22 protein-coding genes are annotated in these 21,405 nt (G+C 51.6%); 2 read left to right on the forward strand and 20 right to left on the reverse strand.

The window, feature by feature from the left end; genetic code table 11:
* Positions 1-6 precede the first annotated feature (6 nt).
* Positions 7-1,395 (forward strand): exodeoxyribonuclease VII large subunit, encoded by a 1,389-nt coding sequence (gene xseA / locus N8M53_RS09865; protein WP_420066583.1) that lies wholly within the window; start codon positions 7-9, stop codon positions 1,393-1,395.
* A gap of 400 nt (positions 1,396-1,795) precedes the next feature.
* Here xseA and der read toward each other — a convergent pair whose 3' ends face one another.
* From der to trmJ, 19 genes are all read right to left on the reverse strand, one after another.
* Positions 1,796-3,301: a ribosome biogenesis GTPase Der gene (der, locus tag N8M53_RS09870; protein WP_269578656.1), complete on the reverse strand. Its 1,506-nt coding sequence runs from the start codon at positions 3,299-3,301 to the stop codon at positions 1,796-1,798.
* 93 nt (positions 3,302-3,394) lie between these two features.
* The gene (bamB, locus tag N8M53_RS09875; RefSeq protein ID WP_269578657.1) at positions 3,395-4,552 is read right to left on the reverse strand and encodes an outer membrane protein assembly factor BamB; all 1,158 of its coding nucleotides are present in this window, start codon (positions 4,550-4,552) and stop codon (positions 3,395-3,397) included.
* Positions 4,553-4,561: 9 nt separating this feature from the next.
* The gene (locus N8M53_RS09880) at positions 4,562-5,155 is read right to left on the reverse strand and encodes a YfgM family protein (RefSeq protein ID WP_269578658.1); all 594 of its coding nucleotides are present in this window, start codon (positions 5,153-5,155) and stop codon (positions 4,562-4,564) included.
* An 11-nt stretch (positions 5,156-5,166) separates the two neighbouring features.
* Positions 5,167-6,435, reverse strand: coding sequence for a histidine--tRNA ligase (gene hisS / locus N8M53_RS09885; protein ID WP_269578659.1), 1,269 nt, complete (start codon positions 6,433-6,435; stop codon positions 5,167-5,169).
* A 53-nt stretch (positions 6,436-6,488) separates the two neighbouring features.
* Positions 6,489-7,616, reverse strand: a complete 1,128-nt coding sequence (ispG, locus tag N8M53_RS09890; RefSeq protein ID WP_077579552.1) for a flavodoxin-dependent (E)-4-hydroxy-3-methylbut-2-enyl-diphosphate synthase — start codon at positions 7,614-7,616, stop codon at positions 6,489-6,491.
* A 15-nt stretch (positions 7,617-7,631) separates the two neighbouring features.
* Positions 7,632-8,624, reverse strand: coding sequence for a cytoskeleton protein RodZ (gene rodZ / locus N8M53_RS09895; RefSeq protein ID WP_269578660.1), 993 nt, complete (start codon positions 8,622-8,624; stop codon positions 7,632-7,634).
* Positions 8,614-9,369 (reverse strand): type IV pilus biogenesis/stability protein PilW, encoded by a 756-nt coding sequence (gene pilW, locus N8M53_RS09900; RefSeq protein ID WP_269578661.1) that lies wholly within the window; start codon positions 9,367-9,369, stop codon positions 8,614-8,616. The genes rodZ and pilW overlap by 11 nt, the downstream gene beginning before the upstream one ends.
* Before the next feature lie 24 nt (positions 9,370-9,393).
* The gene (locus N8M53_RS09905; protein WP_269578662.1) at positions 9,394-10,515 is read right to left on the reverse strand and encodes a bifunctional tRNA (adenosine(37)-C2)-methyltransferase TrmG/ribosomal RNA large subunit methyltransferase RlmN; all 1,122 of its coding nucleotides are present in this window, start codon (positions 10,513-10,515) and stop codon (positions 9,394-9,396) included.
* A 248-nt stretch (positions 10,516-10,763) separates the two neighbouring features.
* On the reverse strand, positions 10,764-11,192 hold the full coding sequence (gene ndk, locus N8M53_RS09910; RefSeq protein WP_077579555.1) for a nucleoside-diphosphate kinase: 429 nt from the start codon (positions 11,190-11,192) through the stop codon (positions 10,764-10,766).
* Positions 11,193-11,340: 148 nt separating this feature from the next.
* On the reverse strand, positions 11,341-12,636 hold the full coding sequence (gene pepB / locus N8M53_RS09915) for an aminopeptidase PepB (protein ID WP_269578663.1): 1,296 nt from the start codon (positions 12,634-12,636) through the stop codon (positions 11,341-11,343).
* 202 nt (positions 12,637-12,838) lie between these two features.
* Entirely contained in the window at positions 12,839-13,039 is a 201-nt protein-coding gene (iscX, locus tag N8M53_RS09920; RefSeq protein WP_046075004.1) for a Fe-S cluster assembly protein IscX, read from the reverse strand.
* 29 nt (positions 13,040-13,068) lie between these two features.
* Positions 13,069-13,407: an ISC system 2Fe-2S type ferredoxin gene (gene fdx / locus N8M53_RS09925; RefSeq protein ID WP_046075005.1), complete on the reverse strand. Its 339-nt coding sequence runs from the start codon at positions 13,405-13,407 to the stop codon at positions 13,069-13,071.
* Between the two features lie 2 nt (positions 13,408-13,409).
* A complete protein-coding gene (gene hscA / locus N8M53_RS09930) occupies positions 13,410-15,260 on the reverse strand; it encodes a Fe-S protein assembly chaperone HscA (RefSeq protein WP_269578664.1) in 1,851 nt (616 codons plus the stop codon).
* Between the two features lie 43 nt (positions 15,261-15,303).
* Positions 15,304-15,816: a co-chaperone HscB gene (gene hscB / locus N8M53_RS09935; protein ID WP_077665914.1), complete on the reverse strand. Its 513-nt coding sequence runs from the start codon at positions 15,814-15,816 to the stop codon at positions 15,304-15,306.
* 13 nt (positions 15,817-15,829) lie between these two features.
* Positions 15,830-16,153: an iron-sulfur cluster assembly protein IscA gene (gene iscA / locus N8M53_RS09940; RefSeq protein ID WP_046075008.1), complete on the reverse strand. Its 324-nt coding sequence runs from the start codon at positions 16,151-16,153 to the stop codon at positions 15,830-15,832.
* 20 nt (positions 16,154-16,173) lie between these two features.
* Positions 16,174-16,557 (reverse strand): Fe-S cluster assembly scaffold IscU, encoded by a 384-nt coding sequence (iscU, locus tag N8M53_RS09945; protein ID WP_046075009.1) that lies wholly within the window; start codon positions 16,555-16,557, stop codon positions 16,174-16,176.
* Between the two features lie 53 nt (positions 16,558-16,610).
* The gene (locus tag N8M53_RS09950; protein WP_077771563.1) at positions 16,611-17,825 is read right to left on the reverse strand and encodes an IscS subfamily cysteine desulfurase; all 1,215 of its coding nucleotides are present in this window, start codon (positions 17,823-17,825) and stop codon (positions 16,611-16,613) included.
* A gap of 30 nt (positions 17,826-17,855) precedes the next feature.
* Positions 17,856-18,377, reverse strand: a complete 522-nt coding sequence (gene iscR, locus N8M53_RS09955; protein ID WP_269578665.1) for a Fe-S cluster assembly transcriptional regulator IscR — start codon at positions 18,375-18,377, stop codon at positions 17,856-17,858.
* A gap of 123 nt (positions 18,378-18,500) precedes the next feature.
* On the reverse strand, positions 18,501-19,265 hold the full coding sequence (trmJ, locus tag N8M53_RS09960; protein WP_269578666.1) for a tRNA (cytosine(32)/uridine(32)-2'-O)-methyltransferase TrmJ: 765 nt from the start codon (positions 19,263-19,265) through the stop codon (positions 18,501-18,503).
* A gap of 222 nt (positions 19,266-19,487) precedes the next feature.
* On the opposite strand from trmJ, the gene suhB reads away from it, so the two are divergent.
* A complete protein-coding gene (gene suhB, locus N8M53_RS09965) occupies positions 19,488-20,291 on the forward strand; it encodes an inositol-1-monophosphatase (RefSeq protein WP_046075013.1) in 804 nt (267 codons plus the stop codon).
* A 156-nt stretch (positions 20,292-20,447) separates the two neighbouring features.
* Here the strand turns inward: suhB and secF are convergent, their stop codons facing one another.
* Complete coding sequence (gene secF, locus N8M53_RS09970) at positions 20,448-21,395, reverse strand: protein translocase subunit SecF (RefSeq protein ID WP_077771565.1); 948 nt, start codon at positions 21,393-21,395, stop codon at positions 20,448-20,450.
* Between the last annotated feature and the right edge of the window lie 10 nt (positions 21,396-21,405).

Here is a 21,405-nt window from a genome sequence, read left to right on the forward strand (position 1 = left end):
GGTAGTATGCTGACAAGCTTATTGAAATGGACCGAGATCGTGACCGCTAACAACCGAAACATTCTTTCCGTCTCTCGCTTAAATGCCGAAGTGCGTCTTTGCTTGGAGAAAAACATCGGTATCGTCTGGCTCACGGGGGAAATCTCTAATTTTACCGCCGCGACATCCGGTCACTGGTATTTATCGTTGAAAGATAACCAAAGCCAGGTCAAATGTGCGATGTTCCGTGGTAACAATCGCCGCGTGATGTTTAAGCCTAAAAACGGTGATCAGGTACTGGTACGTGCGCGCGTGTCTATGTACGAGCCTCGCGGCGACTATCAACTGATCTTAGAAAGCATGCAGCCCGAAGGCGATGGACGACTGCAACAGGCGTTTGAGCAACGCAAACAAGCGTTGGCAGCCGAGGGATTATTTGCGCAAAGCGCCAAACAGGCCTTGCCCGACCAACCCAAGCGCGTTGGCATAATCACCTCCAAAACGGGCGCTGCCTTGCACGATATTCTAAATGTGTTGAAACGGCGCGATCCGAGCCTGCCAGTAGTTATCTATCCAACGCTGGTTCAAGGACAAGAGGCTGCGGTTTCTATTGCCCAAGCCATCGGGCGCGCGAATACGCGCAACGAGTGTGATGTGCTGATTGTTGGTCGTGGCGGTGGTTCACTCGAGGACTTATGGTGCTTTAATGAAGAAATCGTCGCCCGTACTATCGCCGCCAGTCAGATCCCCATCGTCAGTGCCGTGGGCCATGAGGTCGATGTCACCATTGCCGACTTTGTTGCCGACGTGCGCGCGCCGACGCCATCAGCCGCCGCGGAATTAGTGAGCCGTGACCTCAGCTATCGTTTACAACAATACCAGCAGCGCGAGCACGCGCTCAAAAACGCGATCGGCACCCTTCTTTATCGCCAGCAACGCGCACTGACACACCAAGAACACCGTTTGTCGCACCAGCACCCTCGCCGGCGTTTGCAACAGCAAAGTCAGCATATTGATGAGTTACAAAGGCGTATGCACCAGGCGCTCACCAAACAGGTTTCACGGTATAGCAATCAACTTACTGCGCTGGATAGCCGCTTGCAGCGTATGACGCCTGACCGCCGTATTCAGCAGCATCAGGCTCAATTGGCGCAATACCATCAACGCCTCACCCACGCGATGGACTCACACCTGTCACATGCGCAACAGCGACTTGCCACCTTGGTCGCCACCTTAGATGCGGTCAGCCCACTTGCCACCCTCTCTCGTGGCTACTCAATTAGTCGTGATAGTGATGGGCACATCGTCACTAACATCAACCAGCTAAGAGAGGGCGATACCTTGCACACCCAGCTCAGCAACGGCGATGTCACCAGCGTGGTGCAACAACATCACTCACGTCAGCCTACTGATTAAACTCTGTACAACATACCTCTGACCGATCAGTAAGCGATCGAGCGATCTGGGGGTTTATTCCCCTTGATCAGCTTCCTACCCCGAAAAGAATATTTATCAATACACTTCCCGAAAGCATAAGTTACATGTTCTGTATTTGGATTTCTAAAAGGATAAAAAACTAAATCAGCTTTTATTAAGGCTTGGATCCAGAATAATAGAAAAGTGTAGCGTTGAAAGGCATGTCGATTTTATCACCGCTCAAAACCTGAGCGGCAGCGCAATGCGCTAGGATCTAAGACAACCGATAATCCTGCTCATTAATGTGATTTAGATCACTCTTATCCGGTTACGGATCCCACGAGAGATCGAACCCATTATGTCGCGATCAAAAAACCCAGCATCGCTGCTGGGTTTTTTATCACTTCTTATTGCGGTTTTTCACCATATCCATTAAGCGTTTACGCTGACGGGATTGAGACAATGTCAGCTTTTCTTTTTTCCCCTCATAAGGGTTTTCGCTGTTTTGGAATTGGATCTTTATCGGCGTGCCCATAATATCCAAGGTTCGCCGATAGTAATTCATCAAATAACGCTTATAAGAGTCTGGTAGCTCTTTGACCAAGTTACCATGAACTACCACAATCGGCGGGTTGTAGCCGCCTGCGTGCGCATATTTAAGCTTCACCCGACGCCCACGGATCATCGGAGGCTGGTGGTCATCTTGCGCCATTTTCAAAATGCGGGTGAGCATCGCGGTTCCAACACGTTTTGTCGCTGACTGGTACGCCTCTTGAATCGACTCAAACAAGTGACCTACTCCAGTGCCGTGCAACGCAGAAATGAAATGCACACGGGCAAAGTCGACAAACCCTAAGCGACGATCAAGCTCTGACTTCACACGTTCTTTCACTTCACTGTCCAGGCCATCCCACTTATTGACCGCCAAAACAATCGAGCGCCCAGCGTTAAGCGCAAAACCAAGCAAGCTTAAGTCTTGGTCCGAGATATTCTCGCGCGCGTCGATGACCAATAACACTACGTTGGCATCTTCAATCGCCTTGAGGGTTTGGATCACCGAGAACTTTTCCACCTTGTCGGTCACTCGTTTACGACGTCGTACCCCAGCGGTATCAATCATCACATATTCGCGACCATCACGCTCCATGGGAATGTAAATCGAGTCGCGGGTAGTACCAGGCATGTCATAAACCACCACACGCTCTTCACCGAGCATACGGTTAGTTAGGGTCGATTTACCCACATTGGGGCGGCCGATAATACCGATTTTAATCGGCAGCGACTGTAAGTACTCATACTCGCTTTCAGCCTGCTCTTCGGTTTTAACCGCGTCCTCGCCACTGTCGAGCGTATCCGTTTCATCAGTCAAATCGACCAAACCTGCCTGCTCGCCGTCTTCGTCCGCTGATACTTGCTCCACCAAAGGCGTCAACGCACGATTAATCAGGCCGCTAACACCTCGGCCATGCGCGGCAGCTATCTGGAACATGTTATCCATGCCTAACTGCCAAAAATCAGCGGTTGCGGTGTCTGGGTCGATACCATCCACTTTATTCACCACCAAGAAAGTGGTTTTTTCACGGGTACGAATATGTTGCGCAATATCTTTGTCCGCGGGTGTCAGGCCTGCACGACCATCTACCATAAACAGTACGACATCGGCTTCTTCAATCGCCGCCAGCGATTGCTCCGCCATCTTGGTTTCCACACCTTCTTCGGTGCCGTCAATGCCGCCGGTGTCAATCACGATAAATTCGTGATCATCGAGCAATGCCTTGCCGTATTTTCGATCCCTGGTCAGTCCCGGAAAATCCGCTACTAATGCATCGCGTGTGCGGGTAAGACGGTTAAAGAGCGTCGATTTTCCCACATTCGGGCGCCCCACTAGGGCTATAACAGGAATCATGTAGACCTCTTCTTTTCATTCGCTTTATTAATAAACAAGGCTCCCGACTGTCTTAGCAGCCAGGAGCCTAAAAATAGAACTGGGTGGCTTCGCTTACTCGATACTCAGCTTTCTCAGTTGACCATCACGGGTGATCACGATATAGCCATCATCCGTTTGCACCGGTGCTACCGCAACCCCGTTACCTTCCAGTGATTGCTGCGCGACAAAATCGCCCGTTTGCGGGTCCAGCCAATGTAAGTAGCCTTGACTATCCCCCACGACCAAGTATCCACCACTTGCCGCGGGGGCGGTTAGGATACGGTATGTTAGCTGGGTATTTCGCCACTTTTCTAGGCCATTACGTGCATCTAACGCAACGATGTTATCTTCATCGTCGATAAGGTAGATGCTGTTGCCTGCCACAAGGAAATCGTTGGCTGAGGAAAAATCGCGCTTCCAAGCCGCTTTCCCTGAGCGTAAATCAATAGAGACTAATTGGCCATTATAGCCCACCGCATACAAACGGTCGCCATCGATCACCGGGGTTGCGTCGACATCGACTAGACGGTCGATCTCGGTCGCGCCTTTTGGTGTCGAGATAGGGATCTGCCAAATTGAGCGGCCGGTTTCGATCATGGCCGCGCCCAGGCGTCCATTAGCCATGCCCCAGAACACGCCGCCGGAAATAGTCACCGGCGCACTCTCACCACGCAGGCTCAAGTTAGGCACATCATTGGTGTTGTTCCATTGTGGCTCGCCCGTTTCTGCATCCAAGGCCACTAACTCACCACGGCTAGTGTTAACAATCACCAACCCAGCTTCCACCAAAGGTTTGGCCAGTACTTCGCCATTCACGTTCTGTTGCCATACCGGCTCGCCGGTTTCCGCATCCAGTGCGTACACTTGACCCGTTTCGCCCCCTACATACACCTTGCCGTATGAGGCGCTCAACCCGCCAGAAAGCAACGCTGGCGTCTCGGCTTGTACCGACTGTTGCCAGACTGATTCACCGCTTTTGAGGTCAAACGCGGCGACTAAGCCTTGGCGATCAGCCGCAAACACTTTGTCATAAGCCACTGTAGGCTGAAGCGCGGAATAATACTGGCCTACACCGTCGCCGACTTGTGCTCGCCAATGCTGGGTTGACGAAATCTCATTGGTGACAGAAGGTAATGGCGCCATTTGCACCACATCTTCTTCACCGGCACAGCCTGCCAGTATTGCCATGGTCGTGGCCATTGCGGCCATACGCCATAATCCTTTTTTCATACCACGACCTTATTGACCAAGATTATCAAGCTTCATATTAACGGTTGGGCTTTCTGCCGCCGCTAACGATGCCGCGTACGCGTCTCGCGCGGCTTGCTTATCGCCCTGACGAAGCAAGACGTCCCCGCGGATCTCTTCCACTTTAGCGGTCCAACTCTCGGCCGTGACAGTACCGAGCTCACTCAACGCGGCTGAGTAGTTTTCCAGCTCTGCCTCAACGCGAGCAAGTCGCGTGGTGACGAGTCCATAAAGGGCGTCATCTTTCACGGCTTGTTGGGCTTTTTTGAGTTGCTCGCGGGCACTGTCCAACTCGCCCTGCGCAACATGCTTTTGTGCCAGCTGTAATGCCGCCAAGGCATGGTAACCTTCGTGGCCCTCCAGCTCGCTCAATGAGACGGTATCACCGCTCTCAATATTGCTGAGTACTTGCTCGTATTGCTGAGAAGCTTGCGCTTGGTTAGCCAGTTGCTGTGACTGGAAATATCGCCAGCCGTAAAGGGCTCCCAAACCGACAACAGCGCCGATTACAACGGCTTTACCATTGTCTCGCCACCACTTTTTAATGGCTTCAACCTGCTGCTCTTCTGTGGTGTAGACGTCCACGTTCTGTCCTCTTAAATCAATGCTTTTAGTGACGCGGCGATCTCATCCTGATTCAGTGTTTGTTGCTCGCCGCCTTTCAAATCTTTTAAGGCTACTGTGCCATTGGCGACTTCATCCTCGCCTAGCACCAGCGCCACAGAGGCGCCGACTTTGTCCGCGCGCTTAAACTGCTTCTTAAAGTTACCACCGCCGAAGTGCGACATCACACGCAGCCCTGGCACCTGCTCACGTAAGCGCTCAGCCAGTTTCATTCCTGCGACCATGGCACCTTCACCCGCCGTGACCATATACACATCCACTGCCGGGCGGACATCATCTTGGTTAAGGTTTTCCAGCATCAGAACGAGACGCTCTAACCCCATCGCAAACCCGACCGCAGGCGTAGCCTTGCCACCGAGTTGCTCAACCAAGCCGTCATAACGGCCACCACCGCACACCGTGCCTTGCGCCCCTAGGCTGTCAGTGATCCATTCAAACACGGTACGGTTGTAGTAATCGAGTCCACGCACCAAACGGTGGTTTACTTGGTATTCGATACCTGCTGCGTCCAAGAGTTCACACAACAGCGCAAAATGCTGTTTTGATTCGTCATCCAGGTAGTCGCCGAGCTGAGGCGCATCCACTAAAATGGCTTGGATATCTGCGTTTTTGGTATCGAGCACACGGAGAGGGTTAGTCTGCATGCGACGCTTACTGTCTTCATCCAGCACAGACTCGTGCTGCATTAAAAAGTCCACCAGCGCTTGACGATAATTCGCACGCGCTTGTGGTGAGCCAATCGAGTTGAGCTCCAATCGTACATGCTCTGCAATCCCTAGCTCCCGCCACATACGTGCGGTCATCATGATTAACTCAGCATCTACATCTGGGCCGTTAAGACCGAACACCTCTACACCAAATTGGTGGAACTGACGATAACGGCCTTTTTGCGGACGTTCATGACGGAACATTGGCCCGGTGTACCAAAGGCGGTGCTCTTGGTTGTACAGCAGGCCATTTTCAATCCCTGCTCGGACACAACCCGCGGTCCCTTCAGGACGCAAGGTGAGGCTGTCGCCGTTGCGATCATCGAAGGTATACATTTCTTTTTCGACAACGTCTGTCACTTCACCAATCGCACGGCTAAACAAATGCGTTGCTTCCACAATAGGCATGCGAACTTCGCTATAGCCGTAAGCGCTCACTACCTTTTTAATCGTAGATTCGAGCTTTTGCCATAAAGGAGATTGAGACGGGAGGCAGTCATTCATGCCTCGAATTGCTTGAATTGTTTTAGCCACGTTAACTTCCGTTACCGAAATGATGTAAAAAGGGGAGAAGGCCGCCTAACGGCTTAGCCCTCTTGATCGATTTGAGACACCTTGATGCGGTTGCGTTCATCCATCATCGCCGCTTTGGCGCGGATTTTTGCCTCCAACTCATCCACCAAGTTGTCGTTATTAAAGCGCTCTTTCTGGCGTTTACCGTCCAGATAGTAAGCGCTGCGCTTGTTACCACCCGCGAGGCCAAGATGCGAGGCCTCGGCTTCACCAGGGCCATTGACCACACAACCAATCACAGAGACATCCATTGGGGTCAGTATGTCTTCCACGCGCTGCTCAAGCGCATTGACCGTGCCAATCACATCAAACTCTTGACGCGAACAGCTCGGACACGCAATGAAGTTGACGCCACGCGAGCGAATGCGAAGTGACTTAAGAATATCGAAGCCGACTTTGATTTCTTCGACCGGATCAGCGGCGAGCGATACACGCAAGGTATCACCAATGCCTTCCGCCAATAGCATTCCCAAGCCCACGGATGACTTAACCGCACCAGCACGCGCGCCACCCGCCTCGGTAATGCCAAGGTGAAGGGGCTGATCGATTTGCTGCGCGAGTTTGCGATAAGACTCAACCGCTAGGAAGACATCTGACGCTTTAACGCTGACTTTAAACTGATCAAAGTTAAGACGGTCAAGAATATCGACATGACGCATGGCCGACTCGACCAAGGCATCGGGAGTTGGCTCCCCGTACTTTTCTTGCAGATCGCGCTCCAGTGAGCCGCCATTCACACCAATACGGATTGGAATGTTTTTGTCACGTGCGGCATCCACCACCGCCCGAATGCGCTCTTCTTTACCAATATTACCTGGGTTGATACGCAAACAGTCGACACCATACTCCGCCACTTTTAATGCAATACGGTAGTCAAAATGGATGTCTGCTACCAAAGGGATCGACGTTTGCGCTTTAATCTCTTTAAACGCTTCCGCTGCATCCATGGTGGGAACCGATACCCGAACAATATCTGCCCCCACCCCTTCTAGCGCTTTAATTTGCGCGACAGTGGCGGCGACATCCGTGGTTCGTGTGTTGGTCATAGATTGCACGGCAATCGGCGCGCCATCACCAATCGGCACATTGCCGACATTAATGCGCGTTGAGGGACGGCGTTTGATGGGAGTTTCGTTGTGCATATCGACGTTCTCTGATTACTGCGGAAGGCGCAACCGAGCCACTTGGCCGGTTGGGAAGCCATCAAGATCAATATTGTCGCCATTAAAGGTGATTTTCACCACACTGGGGGCACCCAATACCAATTGATAAGGGGTGTCGCCGGTTAGGGTCACTTGCTCACCCTCAGACTTTATCCCGGTTGCCAATCGTTCACCATTGGCATCTCGCACGTCTATCCAGCAATCACCACTAAATGTCATCACTAGACGGTTATTGACCGTGCTCGCGGGGGCTTCATCCTCTGCGGTTGGCTGTGCCTCTGGATCGATTTGCGTCGTCGTTTCGTCCATTTGCACCGGCTCGGCAGCAGTCCCCGATTCTGACTCTGTCGATACTGAGCGGTTCTCTTGACTAGACACGGGCTCGTTAACGGTATCTTGTGCGTCCGTTTCCTGTAACTCCGCCCCTTGTGAGGCCGTCGAGTCTGTCGCCGCGGGCTCGGCCATCGCCGGTGCATCTGTGGCAACCATCGCGCTATCTTGCTCTGACGGGGTCGTGACGAGCTCATCCGCTTGTTGGCTATCCAGCTGTGTTGGCACAGACGTCATGGCCTGCTGATTTTGCCAGTACCACACGCCGGTGATACCAACCGCAATAGCGATGATCACCCAAGACAACCACATCAGTCGACTTTCGCTCTTTTGCCGCCGCGTTTTGCGCGAGAAGCTTTGCATTTTTTGTACGGTGGCCGCACTGCTCGCTTCCATATTGCTATTACCCAAAAGCTGATCAGCGTCGATTTGCATCAGCTTGGCATAGGAACGCAAATAGCCACGTGTAAACGTGGCCAATTGATCCATGTCTGGGTTGTTTTGTTCAAGGTCCTCAATGACACTGACTCGTAACCGAAGTCGGTCAGCAACATCACGAACACTCCAGCCCATTTTCTCTCGCGCTTGCTTTAATACTTCCCCGGGCGCAGGTTGGGTATCAGATTGCGCTTGTTCTTCCGTCTGTTCAGTATTCATTCGCTAGGTACAATTGATATTCTTTGGATTCTGGAAACCGTTGCGCCAATCGCTGAGCGTCATGGGCAGCTCGCTCCGTGTAGCCTTGTTGCTGATAAGCTTTCACTAGCAATAACAGTCCTGCAGGTTGAACACCAACGCGTTGGTGGAGCCGCTTGATACGTGCTACGGCCTCTGCCACTTGCCCAGTATCTATCTCTAATTTGGCAAGTTGTAAACCAGCACGGACATTAAGCGGGTCGTGATCAGCCGCTTTGCTAAACAAGGCTTTTGCGCGTTCTACGTGGCCAGCTTTTAGCTGACAAAACGCCGCGTTTTCATAACTGTCTGACACACGATGATAATACGGTTGTACGACTGCTTGCAAAAATGCGTCATTCGCCGCGGCAAATCGCTGTTGTTCGCACAAGAAAACACCGTAATTGTTATATACATCACCTTTTTCAGACGCTTGCGCTAACGCTTTTTGATATAAGCGATCCGCTTTGTCGTTTTCACCGACACGTTGTTGATAATACGCCATCGACAGCGAGGTGCGATAGTAGTTAGGCGCATATTGGCGCGCTTGCTGCAAGTTTTGCTGCGCTTGTTGATAGCGATCACTGTTTAGATAGCCTAATCCCAGTGCAATGCGCGCCTCTGCGGCTTGAATCTTATCAAACTTGGGCTCGTTATGCTGCGAACCTGACGATGAACATCCAGCCAACGCCATCAACATGCCCAATACCCAAACCGTTTTTGTCATGCTATCCCCTTGTCACCCTCTCATTTAGACGGGTCGAACAGGGATAACCTCCTGTGCGCCCAGTCGCTTCTCGGCACGCTTGGTTCGGTCGACAATGTCACCGGCAAGTTGGCCACACGCTGCGTCAATGTCGTCGCCTCGTGTTTTACGTACCGTCACCGTAAAGTCGTATTCCATCAAGGTTTTCATAAACCTATCAATACGAGAATTACTCGGTTTGTTGAACGGTGATCCAGGATACGGGTTAAATGGGATCAGGTTAATCTTCGCTGGGGTGTCTTTTAATAGCTCTGCGAGTTGGCGCGCATGCTCCATGTCGTCGTTAACATGATCCAGCAAGATATATTCTACCGTCACACGGCCGCGGTTGGCATTTGAGGTTTCAATATAACGGTGTACCGCATCCAGAAAAGCCTCAATATCCCAACGATCATTAATCGGCATAATTTGGCTACGCAGCTCATCGTTCGGCGCATGCAGTGAGATCGCCAAGGCCACATCGATTTTGCCAATCATTTGCTCCAAGCCAGAAACCACGCCAGATGTCGACACGGTGACCCGGCGCTTAGATAAACCATACGCATTGTCATCGAGCATCAAATTCAGAGAGGGGAGAAGATTTTTCATGTTGAGCAGTGGCTCTCCCATGCCCATCATCACCACGTTGGTGATCGGACGACGGCCCGTCTCTTTCTCAATGCCAATCTCTTTTGACGCACGCCACACCTGTCCGATGATCTCAGACACACGCAAGTTGCGGTTAAAACCTTGCGCTCCGGTTGAGCAGAATTTGCAATCAAGCGCACAACCTACTTGAGAGGAGACACACAGTGTTGCCCGATCATCTTCGGGAATATACACGGTTTCCACGTCTTGACCGCCCACACGCATTGCCCACTTGATGGTGCCGTCTTTGGAGTAATGCGCTTCACTGACTTCTGGGGCTTTAATTTCTGCCACCCGCTTGAGTTTCTCACGCAACTTCTTGTTGATGTTGTTCATTTCATCGAAGTCGTCGCAACCAAAGTGATACATCCACTTCATGACTTGGTCAGCGCGGAAGGCTTTTTCGCCGAGCTCATCAGCGAAGTAGGCACGCAATCCTTGCCTGTCAAAATCAAGCAGATTAACTTTCTCTGTCGTCATTGGGGGTTGCCTCGTAAGAACTAGCTAGGTGGTAAGACTCAATCATCGCCTCACGCGTGCCGACGCCTTACCTTGATCATAGCCAAGATATCTCCTCGGGACGCGCTTAAGGCGCGAAATTGTACAGGCTTTAGATCACAGTTTCCACTCTCTAACAGCGGGGTTATTCAATGTGGTCGTCTGATATCGATAGGCAGAAAAAAAGAGGCTGACGCCTCTTTTGGAAGGTTAAAAAGCAGGTGCTTGATTTAGCAGCGAGGATGAATTTCATCCGCGGTAAAAAAGTACGCGATTTCGCGCTCTGCAGATGCAGGGCTATCAGAGCCATGCACTGAGTTGTATTGCATGCTTTCCGCATAGTCAGCGCGCAATGTGCCACAGGCCGCTTCTTCTGGATTGGTTTTTCCCATCAACTCACGGTAGCGGCTGATCGCGCTCTCGCCTTCCAGTACTTGTACCATGATAGGGCCTGACGTCATGAACCCAACCAAGGATTCAAAGAAAGGCTTCCCTTGGTGCTCGGCATAAAATCCTTCTGCCTGCTCTTTGCTAAGATGGAGCATTTTCGCTGCGACGATACGCAAACCAGCACTTTCGATACGCTGATAAAGCGTGCCAATCAAATTACGCTCTACGGCATCAGGTTTAACGATAGAAAAAGTGCGTTCAATGGTCATTCGCTTGTCCTTTCACTGTCTGAATCTGGCCCGCTAGGGGCAACAACGCGCTTACCCTAGCAAATTTCCTCGTCTGTCCCTATGACCAATCGGGTGAAGCGTTAACTCACACAAAAAATTGTTAACACTTCACTCGACGTATCACGGGCTATTTGGCTTGTTCAAGTAAGACGCGCGCCAGGGTTTTCACACCCATACCGGTCGCGCCCACGGCCCATTTATCATTGGCTGCTTTGCGGTAGGTGCCAGAGCAATCAATGTGCATCCAGCCTTTTTGGTAACCTTCAACAAAGTAGGAAAGGAACGCTGCTGCCGTACTCGCCCCCGGCATATACGCCCCAATCGACGCATTGGCAATATCAGCAAACGAGGAAGGAAGCAGCTGACGGTGGAACTCAGCTAATGGCAATGGCCACATGCCCTCCCCTTCTTTTTGCGCCGCGTCAAGCGTGCAATGTGCGAGCTCATCATCAAAACTGAACAGGGCGTGGTAATCATTACCCAGTGCCGCTTTTGCCGATCCGGTGAGCGTGGCGCAATCAATCAGCAGTTCAGGTTTTTGCTCACTCGCATACATTAGGCCATCAGCGAGCACCAAGCGCCCTTCCGCATCCGTATTGAGTACTTCAACGGTCACGCCATTTTTGTAAGTAATGATGTCGCCCAGTTTGTAAGCGCTGCTTGAGATCATGTTCTCGGCACAGCAAAGCACCAATTTAACGCGCTTATTCAACCCTTTGGCAATCGCCATCGCGAGCGCTCCGGTCGCTGTTGCTGAGCCGCCCATGTCCGCTTTCATGGTGGTCATAAAGTCAGAGCCTTTAATGCTGTAGCCGCCAGAATCAAAGGTGATCCCTTTACCCACCAAACACGCATACACAGGCGCATCCGGATCACCGGTAGGGTTATAGTCGAGTTGCAACATGGTTGGCTTGCGCGCTGAACCACGACCGACGGTATAAATGCCGTTCCAGCCTTTCTCTAATAAATCCGTGCCCGAGATGATTTTATAAGTGACCTGGTCGGGTGCCATGGATTTCACAAACTCCCCCGCGCGTGCCACCAGCTGATGCGGGCCAACTTCTTCTGCGGTTTGGTTGATGATATCGCGCACCCAGTCACCCACGGTCTGTCGAAGCTCGAACTCTTGGGTATCGCCATCGTTCAACACGGTCTGCGTAAAGGCAACCTTATTTTTGGGGCCGCGAAGTCCTTGGTAAAACGCCCACACTAATTCAAGATCCCAATGCTCGCCGGTCAGGCTCAGTGCCGGAACACCTTGCCCTTCAAGTTTGCGCGCCGCTTGTTGCACCTTGTCTCGCTGATTGGCGTCTTTAGGTGCATGGATCACCGCTTTGTCGGTGTCGAAAGAGACCAGCGCGTTGTCGCCCCACTGCGATGCAGCCGGTTGATGCGACAGAATAACCTTTAGTGAATCTGACATGTTGCACTCCTTGTACTGTCCCGCTGTTTTTACTGTACAGCGTGTCTGACTCAGCAAGCCCAGTAAACACTTGGACCTGCCAGTAGAATGAAAAAAAGCGAGCCGCTGGCCCGCTTTAGATGTTTGTTTTATTGGCCACAGGTACTGTGCCGAGCCGGTGACGATAACACAAGTATTATCAATCACTCACGAGAGCTAGCCCTCAGTCTCGTTCATCCATCCAACACATGATAATCGCCTCTAAGATCCGTTCATTAGAACGCTCTGGATCATCATCAAAATCATCCAACTCGGTGATCCACTGATGTAAATCGGTAAAACGAACCGTTGTCGGATCGACATCTGGGTAAGCGTCGCAAAGCTCGATTGCGATATCGAGTGAGTCTGTCCATTTTAAGCTCATCTTGCTTCTCCGTCCGTTACAGCCTTGGATTAATGATTTTCGGCTGCGTGATTCAAGGTATAGCGCGGGATCTCCACCACCAAATCTTCATCGGTGATTTTTGCTTGGCAACCGAGACGAGACTCTGGCTCAAGCCCCCATGCTTTGTCGAGCATGTCATCTTCTAGCTCATCACTTTCGTCTAACGAGTCGAACCCTTCACGGATCACCACATGGCAGGTGGTACACGCACACGACTTTTCACAAGCATGCTCAATACCAATACCATTTTTCAACGCCACGTCGAGGACGGTTTCCCCTTCTTTCGCTTCCAATTCCGCACCTTCTGGGCATAACTCGTGGTGCGGCAGAACAATAATCTTAGGCATGATTACACCTCATCAATGGATTGGCCGGCCAACGCATTGCGAATCGATTGATCCATGCGGCGTGCCGCAAAAGTCTGGCTGGCTTTGTCTAATGCTTTGATCCCGGCTTCAATGGCGGCGCCATCATTGCCGTTGCGCAAGGCAATCAAGGCTTCTATTTCTTTCACCAAAGCTTGCTGCTCATCAGTGTTGAGCAGGTTATCCCCGTCTTGTTGCATAGCAACTAGCAAGCCTTCGATCACACGATCGGCTTCCACACGCTGCTCTGCCAAGTAGCGGGCATCTTTGTCTTCTTCCGCGTGGGTAAATGACGACTTGATCATGGTCGCAATCTCGTCATCACTCAAGCCATAAGAGGGCTTCACTTGGATAGATGCTTCCACTTCGGTGGATTTTTCCATCGCCGTCACGGACAACAAGCCATCAGCATCTACTTGATAAGTCACGCGAACATGGGCTGCCCCCGCCGTCATCGGTGGGATGCCTTTGAGGCTAAAACGTGCTAATGAGCGGCAATCGTCTACCATTTCACGCTCGCCTTGTACCACGTGCACTTTCATGCCGGTTTGGCCATCTTTAAACGTGGTGAATTCTTGGGCTTTTGCCACAGGAATGGTGGTATTACGTGGGATAATTTTCTCCACCAATCCCCCCATGGTTTCAATACCAAGAGAAAGCGGGATCACATCCAACAACAACATGTCAGAGTCTGGCTTATTACCCACCAAAATATCGGCTTGCGTCGCGGCACCAACAGCCACCACTTTATCTGGATCAATGCTGGTCAGTGGTTCACGACCGAAAAACGTCCCAACCTGTTCACGCACGGCGGGAACACGGGTAGAGCCGCCCACCATCACGACTTCCAGCACCTCATCGGCACTGACACCGGCATCTTTTAATGCGCGGCGGCATGACATCAAGGTTTTCTTGATAAGTGGGGCAACCAGCTGATCGAATGTTTCACGGCTCAGTTCGCCTTGCCAGCCGAGCACATCGATGGACGCGCTGTCAGCAGAAGAAAGGGCAATTTTCGCCTGCGTGGCGGCGTGCAACACGGTGCGGCGCTGATCGCCACTGAGAGTGTCAAACCCAGCTTGCTCACAGATCCATTGCTCGAGAAGGTGATCAAAATCATCGCCGCCCAATGCGGAATCGCCACCGGTCGCCATGACCTCAAACACGCCCTGAGACAGGCGTAGAATCGAGATATCAAAGGTGCCGCCACCCAGGTCATAGACCGCGATGACCCCTTCTTGGCCCGAATCAAGGCCATACGCAATCGCTGCGGCGGTAGGCTCGTTAAGCAAACGCAGCACGTTGAGGCCAGCCAGCTTCGCCGCATCTTTGGTCCCCGCACGCTGTGCGTCATCAAAGTAGGCGGGTACGGTGATCACTACACCTTCAAGCGCGTCGCCCAAACTTGTTTCCGCACGTTCGCGAACGGTGCGTAAGATGTCGGACGACCCTTGCACTGGATTTATCGCGCCACGGCGGGTTTCCACTTGTGGCAAGCCATTTTCGGTTTGTGAAAACTGATAAGGAAGTTGCGGATAACGCGCTTGCACATCGTCCAATGAACGTCCCATCATGCGTTTGACAGACACCAAGGTATTGGCACTATCCGTTTGCACGTGTGGGAGGGCGTCATAGCCCACGGAAATGGCATCATCACCATAATGGACCACAGAAGGGATCAGTGGCCGATCTTGCTCGTCGTTCAAGGTGGTAGCGGTACCGCTTCGTACCGTGGCTACCAAGGTGTTGGTGGTACCCAAATCGATGCCGACCGCGTGCTTGTGCTCATGCGGCGCGGCACTTTGACCGGGCTCTGAAATTTGTAACAGTGCCATGTCTAATCCTTAAACTTTACTGCGTTGACAGGCGAAAGGGCGATCAACTCATCAGCTGATCTTCGACACGCTCCACTTCATGGCGAAGCTTTTCTGCGAATTTGAGTTTGCGCACAATCACGGCAGCCTCTTGCCACTGTGAGGCAGCCAATGCCTGTTTAACCTCTAGAATCAATGCGTCGTAGAGCGACTGGGCTTTTTCACCAAAATCAAACAGCGCCGCTTCATCCTGGCTATCGGTAATCGACTCGAGTTCCTCACGCAACGTCATTTGCTGCATCAGGAACTCAGGATCCTGCATGGTTTGCTGTTCGTCTTTTAACTCAATGCCTTGCAACGTCAGCATATACTCAGCGCGTCGAACCGGATCTTTTAACGTCTGAAACGCGTCATTCACTTGCGATGCTTTCTGTACCGCCTGCAGACGTGTTTTCTCGTCTTGGCTGGCAACATTATCGGGATGGTACTGGCGCTGCAATTCCCGAAATGTTGAAGAAAGCGAGCTACCGTCCAGCTCAAACTGATACGGTAGCTCGAAAAGTTCAAAATGATTCATGTGCTCTCACGGATTACACGTTGAAGCTTTCGCCACAACCACATTCACTACTCACGTTAGGGTTGTTGAATTGAAAACCTTCATTCAGGCCTTCTTTGACAAAATCCAGCTCTGTCCCTTCGAGATAGAGCAAGCTCTTACCATCGACGATTACCTTGACATCATCGTACTCAAAAACCTGATCGCCTTCTTGCAGCTCATCCGCAAATTCGAGTACATAGGCCATGCCTGAACACCCTGACGTTCTCACGCCCAGGCGCAAGCCAATGCCTTTGCCACGGTTATTGAGAAACGCTCTGACGCGATCTGCTGCCGCCTGAGTCATGGTAATAGCCATATATCAACAACCCCTTCGTTTTACTGCTGGTGTTTTTTCTTGTAATCACTGACCGCTGCTTTAATGGCGTCTTCCGCCAAGATAGAACAGTGCACCTTCACCGGTGGTAGCTCTAGTTCTTCAGCGATCTCAGAGTTTTTGATCGCAGCAGCGTCGTCAATTGAGCGGCCTTTCACCCACTCGGTGACCAACGAGCTCGAGGCAATCGCCGAGCCGCAGCCGTATGTTTTAAACTTGGCGTCTTCGATGATGCCTTCGTCATTCACCTTGATTTGTAGCTTCATGACGTCGCCACACGCAGGGGCACCAACCATGCCGTTACCAACCGATGGGTCGCCTTTCTCAAACGAGCCAACGTTACGTGGGTTTTCGTAGTGGTCAATTACTTTATCGCTGTAAGCCATAATCGTTTCCTCAATATGATTGCTCACTGTTGCCAGCTGGCGCGTTATTCGAGTTAGTGGTGCGCCCATTCAACGGTACTTAGATCGATACCGTCTTTGTACATGTCCCAAAGTGGTGACATTTCACGCAGCTTGTTGACTGCTTCACGCACTTTCTCAATCGCATAATCCACTTCCTCTTCAGTCGTAAAGCGACCAAATGAGAAGCGCAGCGAGCTATGTGCAAGCTCATCGTCGCGTCCAAGCGCTCGAAGCACATAGGAAGGTTCAAGGCTTGCTGAGGTACACGCAGACCCTGACGATACCGCCAGATCTTTCAATGCCATCAACAAAGACTCGCCTTCAACAAATGCAAAGCTCACGTTTAGGTTATGTGGAACACGCTGTTCCAAGTCTCCATTGACGTAAACTTCTTCTAAATCTTTCACGCCTTCATAAAAGCGGTTGCGCAGCGCCAGTGCATGCTCAAAGTCTTTTTCGCGCTCTTCTTTCGCGATACGGAACGCTTCGCCCATGCCCACGATTTGGTGGGTTGGCAATGTGCCTGAACGCATGCCACGCTCGTGACCACCACCATGCATTTGCGCTTCAATGCGGACGCGTGGCTTACGGCGAACGTACAAGGCACCAATGCCTTTCGGGCCGTACGCTTTGTGTGCGCTGAACGAGATCAAATCGATCTTCATCTCTTTGACATCCAGTGGCACTTTCCCGACTGACTGAGCCGCGTCAACATGGAACATAATTTTGCGCTCACGGCAAAGCTCACCGATGGCAGAAATGTCTTGAATCACACCGATTTCGTTGTTCACGTGCATGATTGACACCAAAATCGTGTCGTCACGCATCGCTGCTTCGAGTTTCTTCAGATCGACCAAGCCGTTTTCTTCCGGCTCAAGATAGGTCACCTCAAAGCCTTCACGCTCCAATTGACGGCAAGGGTCAAGCACGGCTTTATGCTCTGTTTTGCAGGTAATAATGTGCTTGCCTTTCTTGGAGTAGAAATTGGCAATACCTTTGATAGCCAAGTTGTCTGACTCAGTCGCCCCAGAGGTAAATACGATCTCACGTGGGTCGGCATTGCAGTAATTGGCAATGTTCTCACGCGCTGTATCAACCGCTTCTTCTGCTTGCCAGCCAAAGCGGTGTGATCGAGAGGCCGGGTTACCAAAAAACCCGTCCATGGTCAGGTACTGACTCATTTTTTCAGCAACGCGCGGATCCACCGGACACGTGGCTGAATAATCAAAATAAATGGGCAATTTCATGTTTTTCTCCAATTACACCGACATTGGTCATCAGGAGCGAACGTTCACGCCTATGGTGGCGCTATCTTGTTTGACCTTCGAGCTAAATGTATTTCTGGGCGCCAATGAGGCATCCAGTTTAGCGTCCTGACGATCTGCTACTTGCTTCACTTCATTATCATGCATCAGCTCACCGAGCGTGATGTCGTTTAAAAAGCCGCTAATTCGGGCACTTAAGTCGTGCCACAGAGTATGTGTTAAACAACGGGTGCCGCCTTGGCAATCCGCTTTACCTTGGCACTTGGTCGCGTCGACAGATTCGTCAACGGCAGCAATCACGGCACCTACGGCAATGTCACTTGCCGCAACACCGAGACGATACCCGCCGCCGGGACCACGTACACTTGTCACCAACCCCGATTTACGGAGCCGTGAAAAAAGTTGCTCAAGATAAGACAAGGAAATGCCTTGACGCTCAGAGATGTCCGCCAGTGGCACTGGGCCCTGCTCGGCATGAAGCGCCACATCGAGCATGGCGGTAACCGCATAACGGCCTTTCGAAGTCAATCTCATAACACGCTACCTGTGGTGAATAGATGCTCAGATAGTTACATACCCGAGTAATTTGGTCAAGTATTTACCTGAGTATTTTTGTCAGGCTTTCACTCCAGGTTTACGCGTGTTCGCTTGAAAGGATCACTGAGCGCGATGATTATCGGTATTTTGCTCGCTCGATGCCGCTTGTTTGGTCACTTTTTCGATAGAGGACAGCACGCCGCGCAAGATATTTAATTCTTGGCTCTCCAGTCGCGCTCGGTTAAACAGCCGACGCAACTTGGTCATCACCATCCCAGGATGCTGGGTGCGAATAAATCCCGTTTTAGTCAGTACGGTTTCAAGGTGCTGATAAAACCGAGCGAGCTCCTCATTTAAAGGGTAAGTCTCTTCAACGCTAGACCCTTGGTATGCTTGACTGTCTAACCAAGCGACGCGCATTTCATAGCACAGGGTTTGCACCGCCATCGCGAGGTTTAACGAGCTGTAGTCAGGGTTTGACGGAATCGAGACATGATAATGGCATGTTTGCAGCTCTTCATTGGTCAAGCCAGTGCGTTCGCGGCCAAAAACAATCGCCACCGGATGAGCACTGGCCTCTTCAACCGCCTTTTTACCGCATTCGCGCGCATCTAGCATCGGCCACTCGAGCGTCCGGCTTCTCGCACTGGTACCGACGACAAGGCCACAGTCTGCCACTGCCTCTTCTAAGGTCCCGACCACCCGCGCATTATTGGCAATATCACTGGCACCGGCTGCCAACGCAATGGCTTGACCATCCACGTCACAGTCAGGCGCTACGAGGGTCATATTGCTAAGCCCCATGACTTTCATCGCTCTGGCTGCCGAGCCAATATTACCGGAGTGGGAGGTCCCCACCAATACAACGCGGATTTGATCTAGCATGATGTTGTTTTCGTCTCTTACGCTGTGCACCCTCGGTGGGGTGAGCAGGGGTCTGTCAGATCTGCGCAGTTTATCACAGTGCAATCGATAATACTTCTCAGCTAAGCGTGTCGCGCCAGCTCGGTGATATCGCTTAGGTCAAAAAATACCCACTTTCCTTTTGCTCTGGCTCTGTTATACTCCGCTCCGCTTTCGTTCTTTAACATCCGTTGGGAAAACCGTATGCATCCGATGCTAAACATCGCCGTCCGTGCTGCACGGAAGGCTGGCGATTTTATCGCTAAATCTGCAGAAAACAGAGACAACATCGAAACCGCACAAAAAGGCAGTAATGACTTTGTCACTAACGTCGATAAAGCGGCAGAACAAATCATCATCGACATCATCAAAAAGTCCTACCCGGACCACACCATTGTTGGCGAAGAGTCAGGCGTGGCTGAAGGGAAAGATAGCGACTATCAATGGATCATCGACCCACTGGATGGCACCACCAACTTCGTTAACGACTTTCCGCATTTCAGCGTGTCTATCGCGGTGCGCATTAAAGGCCGCACTGAGATCGGCTGCGTTTACGATCCTATCCGTAATGAGCTGTTCACCGCACAACGTGGTGCTGGCGCGCAACTCAACAACAAACGTATTCGTACCGGTAGTGCAAAAGAGCTGGACGGCACCATCCTAGCAACGGGCTTCCCTTTCAAAGCGAAGCAACATGCTGAAGGCTTTATGGCAGTTGTGAGCGCGTTGTTTGTCGATTGTGCTGACTTCCGTCGCACCGGTTCGGCCGCACTCGATCTTTGCTATGTAGCCGCAGGCCGTGTTGATGGCTTTTTTGAACTTGGCCTTAAGCCTTGGGATATCGCTGCAGGCGAATTGATTGCCCGCGAAGCTGGAGCGATTTGTACCGACTTTAACGGCGGTACCGACTACATGCGTAGCGGTAATGTCGTAAGCGGCGCGCCACGTGTGGTAAAAGGCATGCTGGCCAAAGTACGCGAAAACGCGCCTGAGTCGATGAAAAAATAATACTCCCCTCAGGGAATAAAAAAGCGACGCTCGATGAGCGTCGCTTTTTTTGTGTCGTTCAATCACCAATTGCCTCTTTGAGATGCGCACCATGCTAAGTGCTTACCCCCAATAATCAAAACGTCGCCCCACCATCATGCAGGCAGGGCGAGCGTATTAAGGCATAGCGTCGAATTCTTGTCCTTCTTTTTCCACTTCTGGCACCAAGAGGTGCTCACGCGCAATCCCCAACTTCAATGCCAGTGCAGACGCTACGTAGATTGAAGAGTAGGTACCGACGGTGATACCAATCAGCAAGGCCATCGCAAAGCCGTGGATCATCGACCCACCCAAGGTGAACAGCGCAATCACCACAAATAATGTAGTGCCCGAGGTGATAGTCGTTCGGCTTAGCGTCTGAGAGACAGAGGCATTAATGATTTCATCTGACTCACCTTTACGCAGCTTGCGGAAGTTCTCACGAATACGGTCGAATACTACAATGGTATCGTTCAACGAGTACCCCACCACTGTCAGCAACGCAGCGACAATGGTCAAGTCCACTTCGACTTGGAACAAGGAGAAAATACCCAAGGTAATGATCACATCATGCGCCAGTGCCATCACCGCGCCCGCGGCCAAACGCCACTCGAAACGGAACGACACGTAGATCAGGATACAAACCAGTGCGATGATGATCGCCAACCCACCCGCTTCGGTCAGCTCGTCACCCACATTCGGGCCAACAAACTCGATGCGGCGCATTTCTACCTGATCACCCGTGCCTGCTTTGATGGCATTAAGCACTTCATTACCTAGGTTCTCGCCTTCCATGTCATCGCGCGGACGCAGGCGCACCATCACATCCGTGGCACTGCCAAAGTTTTGGACCACGGCATCACCGAAGCCGTCAGCGGCGAGCGACTCACGAATTTGCGGTAAGTCAGCAGGCTGTTCAAAGCCCACTTCAATCAAGGTACCGCCAGTAAAGTCGAGCCCCCAGTTTAACCACTTGGTAGATAGGGTGACGACAGACGCGGCAATCATGGCGATGGACAAAACGAAGGCCAATTTAGACCAACGCATAAAGTTGATCGACATGTCCGGCTTAAATATTTGAAACATGCTTGGACTC

This window comes from Salinivibrio kushneri (assembly GCF_027286325.1).
Lineage (GTDB): Bacteria > Pseudomonadota > Gammaproteobacteria > Enterobacterales > Vibrionaceae > Salinivibrio > Salinivibrio kushneri_A.

Coding starts and splice junctions, on each gene's coding strand:
- ndk (WP_077579555.1), bottom strand. CDS start 11,192: ATGACCATTGAACGCACTTTTTCTATCGTTAAACCTGATGCCGTAGAG.
- fdx (WP_046075005.1), bottom strand. CDS start 13,407: ATGCCTAAGATTATTGTTCTGCCGCACCACGAGTTATGCCCAGAAGGT.
- iscX (WP_046075004.1), bottom strand. CDS start 13,039: ATGAGCTTAAAATGGACAGACTCACTCGATATCGCAATCGAGCTTTGC.
- ispG (WP_077579552.1), bottom strand. CDS start 7,616: ATGCACAACGAAACTCCCATCAAACGCCGTCCCTCAACGCGCATTAAT.
- hscA (WP_269578664.1), bottom strand. CDS start 15,260: ATGGCACTGTTACAAATTTCAGAGCCCGGTCAAAGTGCCGCGCCGCAT.
- suhB (WP_046075013.1), top strand. CDS start 19,488: ATGCATCCGATGCTAAACATCGCCGTCCGTGCTGCACGGAAGGCTGGC.
- N8M53_RS09950 (WP_077771563.1), bottom strand. CDS start 17,825: ATGAAATTGCCCATTTATTTTGATTATTCAGCCACGTGTCCGGTGGAT.
- secF (WP_077771565.1), bottom strand. CDS start 21,395: ATGTTTCAAATATTTAAGCCGGACATGTCGATCAACTTTATGCGTTGG.
- hscB (WP_077665914.1), bottom strand. CDS start 15,816: ATGAATCATTTTGAACTTTTCGAGCTACCGTATCAGTTTGAGCTGGAC.
- trmJ (WP_269578666.1), bottom strand. CDS start 19,265: ATGCTAGATCAAATCCGCGTTGTATTGGTGGGGACCTCCCACTCCGGT.
- pilW (WP_269578661.1), bottom strand. CDS start 9,369: ATGACAAAAACGGTTTGGGTATTGGGCATGTTGATGGCGTTGGCTGGA.
- iscR (WP_269578665.1), bottom strand. CDS start 18,377: ATGAGATTGACTTCGAAAGGCCGTTATGCGGTTACCGCCATGCTCGAT.
- iscA (WP_046075008.1), bottom strand. CDS start 16,153: ATGGCTATTACCATGACTCAGGCGGCAGCAGATCGCGTCAGAGCGTTT.
- rodZ (WP_269578660.1), bottom strand. CDS start 8,624: ATGAATACTGAACAGACGGAAGAACAAGCGCAATCTGATACCCAACCT.
- der (WP_269578656.1), bottom strand. CDS start 3,301: ATGATTCCTGTTATAGCCCTAGTGGGGCGCCCGAATGTGGGAAAATCG.
- xseA (WP_420066583.1), top strand. CDS start 7: ATGCTGACAAGCTTATTGAAATGGACCGAGATCGTGACCGCTAACAAC.
- pepB (WP_269578663.1), bottom strand. CDS start 12,636: ATGTCAGATTCACTAAAGGTTATTCTGTCGCATCAACCGGCTGCATCG.
- bamB (WP_269578657.1), bottom strand. CDS start 4,552: ATGAAAAAAGGATTATGGCGTATGGCCGCAATGGCCACGACCATGGCA.
- N8M53_RS09905 (WP_269578662.1), bottom strand. CDS start 10,515: ATGACGACAGAGAAAGTTAATCTGCTTGATTTTGACAGGCAAGGATTG.
- iscU (WP_046075009.1), bottom strand. CDS start 16,557: ATGGCTTACAGCGATAAAGTAATTGACCACTACGAAAACCCACGTAAC.